Origin of the sequence: Aeromonas sp. QDB20 (assembly GCF_027707805.1) — a bacterium.
Lineage (GTDB): Bacteria > Pseudomonadota > Gammaproteobacteria > Enterobacterales > Aeromonadaceae > Aeromonas > Aeromonas dhakensis.
In genome coordinates this window covers 247550-259186 of sequence record NZ_JAPCJC010000006.1, presented here as the reverse complement: position 1 = coordinate 259186, position 11637 = coordinate 247550, and the positions used below count along the sequence as shown (strand labels likewise).

Sequence of the window (11637 nt, the reverse complement as noted above, 5' to 3'; positions counted from 1 at the left end):
CTCAGGACAGTTATTGCTCTTCGCGGTAGAGCGGCTGCCTGCACTGGGCGCAGAGGTGCTGGCGGCGGAAGTCGGCCTGGTGCACCAGGCCCACATCCAGCTGCTGATGATGGCCGCAGTGAATGCAGAAGAGGATGTCGCCGTCGATGGCGTCCGGGTGGGCCGCCAGATACTGCTCGCGGGTGGGCAACTGGTCCCATTGGGTGGTGAAAGGGCTCTTGCGACTGCCGGTGTAGTAGATCCAGTAGAACAGCGCGAATACCGAAATAATCAGAAACAGCATCAAGTTATCCAGCATGGCTTACTCCCGTGAGTCTGCGGTGTGACAAGACAAGAGGGTGACGCGAGCAGCAGTTGACCGGATGCGGTGAGGGGCCCTTACGTTGCCGGCCTGCGCGCCGGGCAACTGCTGTGCCTGTTAAAGATGTTATCTGTTAGTAAATGCTATATCCATGATCTGGCTCTGGTTTTGGCCGGCTGATGAGCCATGCTCCGGCTGTTGGCCGAGTGTATCGGTGGCGGATGAAGGGGGGATTGGCCAGGCTGGCGTGGGCTTGCCGGCGGGTCGCAGCCCGCCTGGGCGGTGTGAAATTTGCGACGCATTTTACATTTTTTAAACAATTTTTTGGGTGGTTGGACTGTCTCTTTGATCCAGCTCACGTTACAATGCGCCTGCCCACTTCACCTATCGCGCAAACGATTTTCAGGAGAGAAACGGATGTTGAAACGTGACATGACCATTGCCGGCTATGATCCCCAGCTGTGGCAGGCCATCACAGACGAGACCCGTCGTCAGGAAGAGCATATCGAGCTGATTGCGTCCGAGAACTACACCAGCCCCCGCGTCATGGAAGCCCAGGGCTCCCAGCTGACCAACAAGTACGCCGAGGGTTACCCCTCCAAGCGCTACTACGGTGGTTGCGAGTATGTGGATGTGGTTGAAACCCTGGCTATCGAGCGCGCCAAAGAGCTGTTCGGTGCCACCTACGCCAACGTGCAGCCGCACTCCGGCTCCCAGGCCAACAGCGCCGTCTACATGGCCCTGCTGCAACCGGGCGACACCGTGCTGGGTATGAACCTGGCTCACGGCGGTCACCTGACTCACGGCTCCCCGGTCAACTTCTCCGGCAAGCTGTACAACATCATCCCCTACGGCATCGACGAGTCCGGCAAGATCGACTACGACGAGATGGAACGTCTGGCCGTTGAGCACAAGCCGAAGATGATGATCGGCGGCTTCTCCGCTTACTCTGGCGTTGTCGACTGGGCTCGCATGCGCGAAATCGCCGACAAGATCGGTGCTTACCTGTTCGTCGACATGGCCCACGTGGCTGGCCTCATCGCCGCCGGCGTCTACCCGAACCCGGTGCCCCACGCTCACGTGGTCACCTCCACCACTCACAAGACCCTGGCCGGTCCGCGCGGTGGTCTGATCCTCTCCGCCGCTGACGACGAGGAGCTCTACAAGAAGCTCAACTCCGCCGTCTTCCCGGGTGGTCAGGGTGGTCCGCTGATGCACGTCATCGCCGGCAAGGCCGTTGCCTTCAAAGAGGCGCTGGAGCCCGAGTTCAAGACCTATCAGGCCCAGGTCGTCAAAAACGCCAAGGCGATGGCTGCCACCTTTATCGAGCGCGGCTACAAGATCGTCTCCGGCGGCACCGACAACCACCTGATGCTGGTTGACCTGATCGGCCGCGAGCTGACCGGTAAGGATGCTGATGCTGCGCTGGGCAAAGCCAACATCACCGTCAACAAGAACTCGGTGCCGAACGATCCGCGTTCCCCGTTCGTCACCTCCGGTGTGCGTATTGGTACCCCGGCCATCACCCGCCGCGGCTTCAAGGAAGCCGAGTCCATCCAGCTGACCCACTGGATCTGCGACGTGCTGGACAACCACGACAACGACGAAGTGCTGGCCACCGTGCGCGAGAAGGTGCTGGATATCTGCCGCCGTTTCCCGGTTTACGCATAATCGACCCGCTTTCAGGTTGAACCGCAATGCCACCCTCGGGTGGCATTGTTTTTTGTGGCGTCTGGCAACATGAGAGGGGCTATGAGTCAGCACAGCAAAGAGCAGTTGCAGGGCACAGGGAGCGGGGGCAACGCTGAGAGGGACTTGGCGTCGGCAGCGCTCAGGCAGGCGATCCGTGCCCAGTACCATTTTCGCGCCAGCGAACAGGGGCTGCTGGCCTGGGACGTGCGCCGGCTGGTGTGGTTGAGCCGCGATCTGCCGGTGCAGGCGGTGGCACTCGGTGAGATTGCCGAGCTCGACCAGCTGCACTGGTACGGCCATGGCGCCGCCAGCCCCACGGTGCGCAGCGTGGTGGAGCATTGCCAGCTCATGATGGCGGCCGATCTCGCCTATCCCATCCTGCTGGACAGCGCAGGTCGGGTGATGGACGGCATGCACCGGGTGGGCAAGGCATTGATGCTGGGCCACAGCCACATCGAGGCGCGCCGCTTTGCCGTGGATCCGGCGCCCGACTATCAGGATTGTGACCCCGATACCCTGCCTTATGATGACTGAGCCCGGTCGAATGGATGACTGGGATGGGCGCCTAAAACAGCTCTGATGTTCAAGAAACGGATGGCAGGAGATAGCTCAATGAAGAGAGTGCTGGAGATCCGAAACTACCGGCTCAAGGCCGGTAGTCGGGCAGAGTTTCATAGGTTGGTTGCAGAGCAGAGTTTGCCGCTGCACCGCGAGTGGGGAATGGATGTGGTGAACCATGGCCCTTCCTTGCACCATCCGGACGTCTATTTTTTGATGCGGGCTTACGATGATCTTGACGATCTGAACCGTTCACAGGCGGCATTCTATGCCACGGATGCATGGAGAAAAGGTCCGAGAGAAGCCATCGTCGAGCTGATAGAGAGCGACACCAATACAGTGCTCTGGCTGCCTGATGTCGCCATTGATGCACTTCGTGGTTGCTGATGGCATCTGTCACTTCCCTTGTTTTCACGGGCTTTTACCGGTTCCGGATGGCCGTGCTACACTGGCCGGCCTAGAGCCGGCCCCGGTGGTCGGCGCCCTTTTCCGTCAACGCCGGAGGTCCGATGCATTGCCCTTTCTGTAGTGCGGTAGATACCAAGGTGATCGATTCCCGTCTGGTGGCCGAAGGCCATCAGGTACGCCGCCGTCGCGAATGCCTGCTCTGCCACGAGCGCTTCACGACCTTCGAGATGGCCGAGCTGGTCATGCCCCGCGTCATCAAGTCCAACGGCTCGCGCGAGCCTTTCAACGAAGACAAGCTGCGTGCCGGCATCCTGCGGGCACTGGAGAAGCGGCCGGTGAGCATGGAGGCCATCGAGAAGGCGGTCAACCACATCAAATCCCGCCTGCGGGCCACCGGTGAGCGCGAAGTGGCCTCCGAGCTGGTGGGCAACCTGGTGATGGACGAGCTCAAGGGGCTCGACAAGGTGGCCTATATCCGCTTTGCCTCCGTCTATCGCAGCTTTGAAGACATTCGTGAGTTTGGTGAAGAGATCGCCAAGCTGGAGAAGTGAGTCTTTCTTCCAAACCAGGTTGCCGCGTTCGATTACGCTGCGCTAATCGAACCTACGATATTGCGTAAGCCTGGATGTGCTGTCAGAGGAGCCCAGATGTTTAGTCAAGACGATTACCAATGGATGAGCCGGGCCCTCGAACTGGCCCGCCGCGGCCGTTACACCACGGCGCCCAACCCCTGTGTCGGTGCCGTGCTGGTGAAGGCTGGCGTGGTGGTGGGAGAGGGCTGGCATCAGCGGGCCGGCGAGCCCCATGCCGAGGTCTATGCCCTGCACGCGGCCGGTGAAGAGGCCCGCGGCGCCACCGCCTACGTGACCCTGGAGCCCTGCTCTCATCATGGTCGCACCCCACCCTGTGCCGAGGCGCTGATCAAGGCCGGCGTGAGCCGGGTGGTGGCCGCCATGGTGGACCCCAACCCTCAGGTAGGGGGGCGCGGCCTGCGCATGCTCTCCGAGGCGGGCATCAAGACCGATTTCGGTCTGCTGGCTGCCGAGGCCGAGGCGCTCAACCCGGGCTTTTTCAAGCGGATGCGTACCGCCTTCCCGCAGGTGACGGTCAAGCTCGGTGCCAGCCTGGATGGTCGCACCGCCATGGCGAGCGGCGAGAGCCAGTGGATCACCTCCCCGGAGGCGCGCCGCGACGTGCAGCGACTGCGGGCCCGCCACGATGCGGTGCTCTCCAGCGCCGAAACCGTGCTGGCGGACAACGCCTCCCTGACCGTGCGCTGGGACGAGCTGCCCCCCTCGGTCAAGGCCGCCTATCCCAAAGAGACCCTGCGCCAGCCGCTGCGGGTCATCGTCGACTCGCAAAACCGGCTGACCCCGGATCTGCCTCTGTTCCAGAGCGAGAGCCCGGTGCTGCTGGCCCGCCACAAGGCGGACGGCGACTGGCCAGCCTGGGTGCAGCAGCTGGAGGTGCCGCTGCTGGATGGCAAGCTGGATCTGGTCAGCCTGTTCATGCTGCTGGCCAAACAGAACCTCAACTCGGTACTGGTGGAGGCGGGGCCACGCCTGTGCGGCGCCCTGCTGGAGAAGGGGCTGGTGGACGATCTGGTGCTCTATCAGGCGCCCAAACTGATGGGGGATGAGGGGCGCGGCCTGTTCCATCTGCCCGGGCTCACCCGGCTGTTCCAGGCTCCCAAGCTCAACATCAAGGATGTGCGCATGGTTGGCCAGGATATTCGTATTACCGCCAAAATAGCCTGATTTATCAATATTAAAGGGGGCATTGCCGCCCCCGTCATCAGCAAGGTGATCTGCATGTTTACCGGAATTATCGAAGCGGTGGGAACCCTGGCCGAGCTGCGTCGCCAGGGCGAAGACATGGCCCTCACCGTGCACGCGCCCACCCTGGATTTCAGCGATGTCAAGCTGGGCGACTCCATCGCCACCAATGGTGTCTGTCTTACCGTGATTGCCCTGGGCGACAAGCGTTATACCGCCGACGTGTCGCTGGAAACCCTTTCTCGCACCGGTTTTTCTGCCGCTAAGGTGGGCGATCGGGTCAACCTCGAGAAGGCGCTGATGCCCACCTCCCGCCTCGGCGGTCACCTGGTCTCCGGCCACGTGGACGGGGTGGGGGAGGTCAAGAGCGTCTCCAGCAGTGGCCGTGCCATCGAGTACTGGATCAAGGCGCCGACGGAGCTCTCCCGCTACATCGCCGAGAAGGGCTCCATCGCGGTGGATGGCATCAGTCTCACCGTCAACGCCGTGCAGGGGGATCTGTTCCGGCTGACCATCGTGCCCCACACCGCCCAGGAGACCACCATAGCCGGCTGGAAGCCGGGCAGGAGCGTCAATCTCGAGGTGGATCAGATAGCCCGCTATCTGGAGCGGCTGATGACGGGTCAGCGCCAGGAGAGCAGTGCCTCCACCCTGACCCTGGAGAAGCTGGCCCGCTCCGGTTTCCTGTGATGGATCCTCGGCGGGAAAAACGCTTTTCTGTGATCCCGCTCCGATTGAAATGGGGCCCCGCGTGCCCCATCTAGAGCACAATAGGCAGTATCACGTCGAGCCGACTGGCTCAATCCCCGAAGCATGTTGATGGAGTAGCCCATGGCGCTGAGCACGACCCAGGAAATCATTGCCGATATCAAGGCTGGCAAGATGGTGATCCTGATGGATGACGAAGACAGGGAGAACGAAGGGGACCTCATCATGGCCGCCTCCTGTGTCCGCCCGGAAGATATCAACTTCATGGCCCGTTACGGCCGGGGGCTCATCTGTCTGACCCTGACCCGGGATCGCTGCAAGCAGCTGGCGCTGCCGCTGATGGTCGACCGCAACAACGCCCAGTTCTCGACCGCCTTCACCGTGACCATCGAAGCGGCCGAAGGGGTAACCACCGGCATCTCCGCCGCCGACCGGGCCGTCACCGTGCAGGCGGCAGTGGCGCCCGATGCCAAGGCTTCCGATCTGGTGCAACCCGGCCACATTTTCCCGCTGATGGCCCAGGATGGCGGCGTGCTGACTCGCGCCGGCCACACCGAGGCGGGTTGTGACCTGGCCCGGCTGGCCGGTTACGAGGCCGCCTCCGTCATCGTCGAGATCTTGAACGAGGATGGCACCATGGCGCGCCGCCCTGATCTCGAGATCTTCGCCGAGCAGCACGGCATCAAGCTTGGCACCATTGCGGATCTCATCGAGTACCGCAACCAGCATGAGACCACAGTCGAGAAGGTGGCCGAGTGCAAGCTGCCCACCGAATATGGCGAGTTCGACCTCATCACCTTCCGCGACACCATCGACAACCAGGTGCACTTCGCCCTCAAAAAAGGCGAGGTGAGTGCCGACCAGCCAACCCTGGTGCGGGTCCATCTGCACGACGTGCTGAGCGATCTGCTGCAGACCGACCGCCACGCCGCCCGCAGCTGGCCGCTGCCCAAATCCATGGCCCGCATCGCCGACGAGGGCGGGGTGCTGGTGATCCTGGGGGCGGAAGCCCACGGCGCCGAGCTGCTGGCACGGGTCAAGGGCTTTGAGGCCGCCGACAAGGGGTTGGCGCCGGAAGGGGCCAAGTGGCAGGGAACCTCGCGCCGGGTCGGCGTCGGCTCCCAGATCCTCAAGGCGCTGGGGGTGGGCAAGATGCGCCTGCTGAGCTCGCCGAAGAAGTATCACGCCCTCGGCGGCTTCGGCCTGGAAGTGGTGGAGTACGTCGGCGAGTAAGCGCCGCATACGGCTGAAATCATCATCATGGCCGCCCGTTGCGGCCATGGTTTTTTGTCGTGGGTCTGTTGTGCTAGAATGTGCGCACTTTTGACTCCGGCCCTTTTGCTTTCACAGATACAGGATTTCCAATGAAGGTTATCGAAGGAAATATCGCCGCTCCTGAAGCGCGCGTTGCGATTGTCGTTGCTCGTTTCAACAGTTTCATCAACGACAGCCTGGTGAGTGGTGCACTGGACGTACTGAAGCGTCAAGGCCAGGTACAGGACAGCAACCTGACCCTGGTGAAAGTGCCGGGCGCGGTTGAAATGCCGCTGGTCATCAAGAAACTGGCCAAGAGCGGCAACTATGACGCCATCGTGGCAGTCGGCACCGTCATCCGTGGCGGCACCTACCACTTCGATCTGGTCGCCAACGAGAACAGCAAGGGCATGGCCCAGGTAATGATGGAATATGAAATTCCGGTTGCCTTCGGCGTACTGACCACTGAAAACATTGAACAAGCCATCGAGCGTGCAGGTACCAAGGCGGGTAACAAGGGTGCAGAGGCTGCACTGGCAGCGCTCGAAATGATCAACGTCCTGAAAGAACTGGACGTGTAACGAGGAGAAATGCATTGAAACCGTCTGAGCGCCGCAAGGCCCGCCATTGCGCCACCCAGGCCATCTACCAGTGGCAGATGACCAAGGCCAACGTGGGCGACATCGAAGAGCAGTTCAAGATCGATCAGGACACCAAGGGTGTGGATCTGAACTACTTCCGCGATCTGCTGTTCGGGGTAGCCCTCCACTGCAACGAGCTGGACAAGGTCTTCGCACCTTTCCTCTCCCGTCCGCTGGAAGAAGTGGACATGGTGGACAAGGCGATCCTGCGTCTGGCGACCTATGAGCTGACCCGTCGTGATGATGTTCCGCCGCGCGTGGTGATCAACGAAGCGATCGAGCTGGCTAAAGCCTTCGCCGCCGATGACAGCCACAAGTTTGTCAACGGCGTACTGGACAAGGTGATCAAGTCGCTGGACAAGCGCTGATCCCTGTTCATCAGCATTCCATGCTGATCGATGCTCTGTCGCGAGCCGTCGTCAGCAAGGTGAAGCGCAGCGCCAGGCCGGCGTGTATGGCAATACATGAAGAGCCCGGCAGCGACCAGCCTTGAGCACGGTCTCGCAGCAAGAGCCGCAACAGCATCTAATAGAGGAGCCAGCTTAATCGCTGGCTTTTTACTGTATGGGTGAATTTGAGCTGATTGATAAGTACTTCAAGGTCCCCCACGCCCGCAAGGACGTGGTGATGGGCCCTGGAGACGACTGCGCCCTGCTGACCCTGCCCCCCGACACCCAGCTGGCGGTGAGCACGGATACCCTGGTGAGCGGCGTACACTTCTTTCCCGACATGGATCCGGTCGATCTCGGCTACAAGGCGCTGGCGGTCAATCTCTCCGATCTGGCCGCCATGGGCGCCGAGCCGCGCTGGGTATCGCTGGCGCTGACCCTGCCCACCGTCAACGAAGCCTGGGTGGCCGGTTTTGCGGAAGGTTTCCTCGAGCTTGCCGAATACTACAATGTGGCGCTGGTGGGCGGGGACATGACCCGCGGCCCGCTCTCCATCACGGTATCGGTCAAGGGCTCGGTGCCGGCCGGCCGTGCCCTGCTGCGCAGCGGTGCCAAGGCCGGTGACGGTGTCTATGTGACTGGCACTCTGGGCGATGCCGCGCTGGCGCTCTCCCACCTGCTGGCCAAGCGCACCCTCAACGAGAACCAGCTGGCGGCCGTGCTGCCGCGCCTCGACCACCCCCATCCCCGCATTCTGGCAGGCCAGGCTCTGCGCGGACTGGCCAGCAGCGCGCTGGATCTCTCCGACGGCCTGGCCTCGGATCTCGGCCACGTGCTCAAGGCGTCCGGCGTGCGGGCCCAGATCGATCTCGGTCTGCTGCCGCTCTCACCCGTGCTGCAGGATGCGGTGAGCGAGCAGGATGCCTGGCAGCTGGCGCTGGCCGGTGGCGATGACTACGAGCTCTGTTTCACCGTGCCGGAGGAGCATCGCGGCGCGCTGGACACGGCGCTGGCCAACTGCGGCGTCAAGTTCACCCGCATCGGCCGGATCCTGGCCGGTGAGCCCGGCATCGACTATCTGCACGGCGAGCAGCCGGTCGAGCTGACGCTGAAAGGGTGGGATCATTTCGCATGAGCTGGTTCATGATAAAGCCCGAGCTGAAGCGGCTGAACCTCAGGAACCCGCTCCACTTCCTGGCGGTGGGCTTTGGCTCCGGCCTCTCGCCCAAGGCGCCCGGCACCATGGGGACGCTGGCCGCCATCCCCCTCTATCTGCTGGTGAGCGACTTGCCGACCTTCTGGTTCATCGCCTTGCTGGTAGTCGGGTTCCTGGTCGGTATCCGCATCTGTCAGAGCGCCACCGATGCCATCGGCATGCCGGATCACGGCGCCATCGTCTGGGACGAGGTAATCGGCTTTGGCGTCACCATGATAGCGGCGCCGGCCGGCTGGGAGTGGGTCCTGGCCGGCTTCGTGCTGTTTCGCCTGTTCGACGTGCTCAAGCCCTGGCCCATCTCCTGGTTTGATCGCCGCATCCACGGTGGCTTCGGCATCATGCTCGACGATCTCATCGCCGCCCTGTTCGCCCTGTTTTGTATGCAATCGCTGGCATACTGGCTGGGGTGACGGGGATTACGAGGGGGAATGCAGCGCTGGCATTCCCCTATTTATCTCTGTTTAGTTTTCATTCATCGGCATATGCTGCCGTTAAAAAATCATTTCACATAAATATTCACTACTCATTCGAGGCTTGAGACTATTGTGTCAATAGTGAATATTCCCGCCTGTTACACCCTTGTTGAAAGTAAAAGCACTAAAACGTCATTTATGTGGTCATTAAGTCTGGATATGTGATTGTAGTCATCATTTATGACTGCTGTGCTGGCTGCTAACTGAGCAAAGTATTGCGAAATTGTATAACCCGATCATTTACACTCGCCGTCAAACCGTCTAAGTTACTCGCGGGTTATTCCAAAAAAATGCAAAAAACCCGCCCGGATCGCTGGTTTCGTTGTCTCATGGATTGAGCGTTTAGTCGTCATATCAAACACTCACGATCACGCCAAGGCACGACCGGCATCTGCGGCCGATTTACGGACGAATTATTTGGGACGGATGTCCCCCGCAGAGGTAACCATGTCCTTGCTCGAAGTGAAAAACTTGCGGATCGAGTATCCCTCCCGCTACGGGGTACTGGCCGCAGTGAAGGATCTCTCTTTCTCCATCGAAAAAGGGGAGATAGTCGGTGTCGTGGGTGAATCCGGCGCCGGCAAGTCCACCATCGGCAACGCCGTCATCGATCTCCTGAGCCCGCCGGGTCGCATCGCCCGTGGCGATATCTACCTCAATGGCGAGCTCATCTCCGGCAAGAGCCAGAACGAGATGCGGGCCATTCGCGGCTCGCGCATCGGTTTCATCTTTCAGGATCCCATGACCTCCCTCAACCCGCTGTTCACCGTCGAACATCAGCTGGTTGAAACCATCCTCGCCAACACCGACTTGTCACGTGACGCGGCCTTTGCCAAGGCGCTCGAGCTGATGAAGGCGGTCGGGATCCCGAGCCCGGAGCTGCGCATCAAGCAGTATCCGCACCAGTTCTCCGGTGGCATGCGCCAGCGGGTGGTGATTGCCATCGCCCTCTCCGGTGATCCTGAGCTCATCATCGCCGACGAGCCGACCACGGCGCTGGACGTCTCCATCCAGGATCAGATCCTCCAGCTCATCCGCACCCTCTGCAAGGAGCGGCAGGTGGGCTGCATGCTGGTGACCCACGACATGGGCGTGGTCTCCAACGTCACCGACAAGGTGGCGGTCATGTATCGCGGCGATCTGGTGGAGTTCGGCACCACCGAACAGGTGCTGGGTCGCCCCAACCACCCTTACACCCGCAGCCTCATCTCGGCGGTGCCCCGCTCGGATGTGAAGCTGGTGCGCTTCCCGCTGGTCTCCTATATCGAGGATGCCGGTGCGGCGGATACCAGCATCGATCTCAAGACCCACTGGCTCGGTCAGAGCCAGGACGAACGCGCCTATGAAGGGGCGCTGTTGCGGGTGGAGAACGTGGATCTGAAGTTCGTCACCAAGGACTCCTTCTTCCCGAGCCGTCGCCAGTATGTACGGGCCTGCAACAATATCAGCTTCGAGATCTTCGAGGGTGAGACCTTCGGCCTGGTGGGGGAGTCTGGCTCCGGCAAGTCGACCATCGCCCGCGCCATCACCGGCCTCTATCCGCCCGATACCGGCAAGATCTTCTTCGAGGGGATCGATCTCACCGCCCTCAAGGGTGAGCATGAGCGTCGCCCGCTGCGTCGCCAGATGCAGATGGTGTTCCAGAACCCTTATTCGTCGATGAACCCGCGCATGAAGGTGCGCGACATCATTGCCGAGCCGATCCGCTTCCACAAGCTGGCGAGCAGCGAGAGCCAGATCGCCGGCATCGTGGGGGATCTGCTGGATCACGTTGGCCTCGGCCGCGGCGCCGGGGTCAAGTACCCCCACGAGTTTTCCGGTGGCCAGCGTCAGCGCATCTCCATCGCCCGGGCCCTGGCGACCCGGCCCCGTTTCCTCATCTGCGACGAGCCCACCTCGGCGCTGGATGTGTCGGTGCAGGCCCAGATCCTGAACCTGCTCAAGGATCTGCAGCAGGAGCTTGGCCTCACCATGCTGTTCATCAGCCACGATCTGCCGGTCATCCGCCAGATGTGTGATCGCATCGGGGTGATGCAGCATGGTCACCTGGTGGAGGTGGCCGAGACCGAGAAACTGTTTACCAATGCCGAGCATGAGTACAGCCGCAAGCTGATCTCCCTCATGCCGGAGTTCAAGGGAATGTCCCGCGAGGGGCTGGAAATCGCAAGCTAGGAAAGCACCGGCTCGCCGGTATCTATGTCAATAAAAAAACCAAAAGCATG

The 11637-nt window shown here is 61.4% G+C and carries 13 protein-coding genes; 12 read left to right on the top strand and 1 reads right to left on the bottom strand.

From position 1 onward, the window contains the following. Positions 1-10: 10 nt before the first annotated feature. On the bottom strand, positions 11-298 hold the full coding sequence (locus PG897_RS10365) for a hypothetical protein (protein ID WP_017765166.1): 288 nt from the start codon (positions 296-298) through the stop codon (positions 11-13). A 420-nt stretch (positions 299-718) separates the two neighbouring features. On the opposite strand from PG897_RS10365, the gene glyA reads away from it, so the two are divergent. From glyA to PG897_RS10305, 12 genes are all read left to right on the top strand, one after another. Beyond that, positions 719-1972, top strand: coding sequence for a serine hydroxymethyltransferase (gene glyA / locus PG897_RS10360; protein WP_042049650.1), 1254 nt, complete (start codon positions 719-721; stop codon positions 1970-1972). An 81-nt stretch (positions 1973-2053) separates the two neighbouring features. Continuing rightward, positions 2054-2527, top strand: a complete 474-nt coding sequence (locus PG897_RS10355) for a hypothetical protein (protein ID WP_042049652.1) — start codon at positions 2054-2056, stop codon at positions 2525-2527. Positions 2528-2605: 78 nt separating this feature from the next. After that, entirely contained in the window at positions 2606-2938 is a 333-nt protein-coding gene (locus PG897_RS10350; protein WP_042049653.1) for an NIPSNAP family protein, read from the top strand. 122 nt (positions 2939-3060) lie between these two features. After that, complete coding sequence (gene nrdR, locus PG897_RS10345) at positions 3061-3510, top strand: transcriptional regulator NrdR (protein WP_005298086.1); 450 nt, start codon at positions 3061-3063, stop codon at positions 3508-3510. Positions 3511-3606: 96 nt separating this feature from the next. Next, complete coding sequence (ribD, locus tag PG897_RS10340) at positions 3607-4716, top strand: bifunctional diaminohydroxyphosphoribosylaminopyrimidine deaminase/5-amino-6-(5-phosphoribosylamino)uracil reductase RibD (protein ID WP_201885151.1); 1110 nt, start codon at positions 3607-3609, stop codon at positions 4714-4716. A 54-nt stretch (positions 4717-4770) separates the two neighbouring features. Next, on the top strand, positions 4771-5424 hold the full coding sequence (locus tag PG897_RS10335; protein ID WP_017783741.1) for a riboflavin synthase: 654 nt from the start codon (positions 4771-4773) through the stop codon (positions 5422-5424). 141 nt (positions 5425-5565) lie between these two features. Continuing rightward, positions 5566-6675 (top strand): bifunctional 3,4-dihydroxy-2-butanone-4-phosphate synthase/GTP cyclohydrolase II, encoded by a 1110-nt coding sequence (gene ribBA / locus PG897_RS10330; protein WP_010633099.1) that lies wholly within the window; start codon positions 5566-5568, stop codon positions 6673-6675. Between the two features lie 131 nt (positions 6676-6806). Beyond that, complete coding sequence (gene ribH, locus PG897_RS10325; protein ID WP_005298094.1) at positions 6807-7277, top strand: 6,7-dimethyl-8-ribityllumazine synthase; 471 nt, start codon at positions 6807-6809, stop codon at positions 7275-7277. A gap of 14 nt (positions 7278-7291) precedes the next feature. Continuing rightward, on the top strand, positions 7292-7705 hold the full coding sequence (gene nusB / locus PG897_RS10320) for a transcription antitermination factor NusB (protein WP_005298096.1): 414 nt from the start codon (positions 7292-7294) through the stop codon (positions 7703-7705). A 196-nt stretch (positions 7706-7901) separates the two neighbouring features. Next, positions 7902-8861, top strand: coding sequence for a thiamine-phosphate kinase (gene thiL, locus PG897_RS10315; RefSeq protein WP_010633101.1), 960 nt, complete (start codon positions 7902-7904; stop codon positions 8859-8861). Further along, on the top strand, positions 8858-9352 hold the full coding sequence (locus PG897_RS10310; protein ID WP_201881997.1) for a phosphatidylglycerophosphatase A family protein: 495 nt from the start codon (positions 8858-8860) through the stop codon (positions 9350-9352). The genes thiL and PG897_RS10310 overlap by 4 nt, the downstream gene beginning before the upstream one ends. Positions 9353-9862: 510 nt before the next feature. Beyond that, a complete protein-coding gene (locus tag PG897_RS10305; RefSeq protein WP_043170265.1) occupies positions 9863-11587 on the top strand; it encodes a dipeptide ABC transporter ATP-binding protein in 1725 nt (574 codons plus the stop codon). Positions 11588-11637 lie beyond the last annotated feature (50 nt).

Bases quoted from the DNA above. Each gene is read 5' to 3' on its own strand.
- PG897_RS10365 (WP_017765166.1), bottom strand. From the start codon at position 298: ATGCTGGATAACTTGATGCTGTTTCTGATTATTTCGGTATTCGCGCTG.
- glyA (WP_042049650.1), top strand. From the start codon at position 719: ATGTTGAAACGTGACATGACCATTGCCGGCTATGATCCCCAGCTGTGG.
- PG897_RS10355 (WP_042049652.1), top strand. From the start codon at position 2,054: ATGAGTCAGCACAGCAAAGAGCAGTTGCAGGGCACAGGGAGCGGGGGC.
- PG897_RS10350 (WP_042049653.1), top strand. From the start codon at position 2,606: ATGAAGAGAGTGCTGGAGATCCGAAACTACCGGCTCAAGGCCGGTAGT.
- nrdR (WP_005298086.1), top strand. From the start codon at position 3,061: ATGCATTGCCCTTTCTGTAGTGCGGTAGATACCAAGGTGATCGATTCC.
- ribD (WP_201885151.1), top strand. From the start codon at position 3,607: ATGTTTAGTCAAGACGATTACCAATGGATGAGCCGGGCCCTCGAACTG.
- PG897_RS10335 (WP_017783741.1), top strand. From the start codon at position 4,771: ATGTTTACCGGAATTATCGAAGCGGTGGGAACCCTGGCCGAGCTGCGT.
- ribBA (WP_010633099.1), top strand. From the start codon at position 5,566: ATGGCGCTGAGCACGACCCAGGAAATCATTGCCGATATCAAGGCTGGC.
- ribH (WP_005298094.1), top strand. From the start codon at position 6,807: ATGAAGGTTATCGAAGGAAATATCGCCGCTCCTGAAGCGCGCGTTGCG.
- thiL (WP_010633101.1), top strand. From the start codon at position 7,902: ATGGGTGAATTTGAGCTGATTGATAAGTACTTCAAGGTCCCCCACGCC.
- PG897_RS10310 (WP_201881997.1), top strand. From the start codon at position 8,858: ATGAGCTGGTTCATGATAAAGCCCGAGCTGAAGCGGCTGAACCTCAGG.
- PG897_RS10305 (WP_043170265.1), top strand. From the start codon at position 9,863: ATGTCCTTGCTCGAAGTGAAAAACTTGCGGATCGAGTATCCCTCCCGC.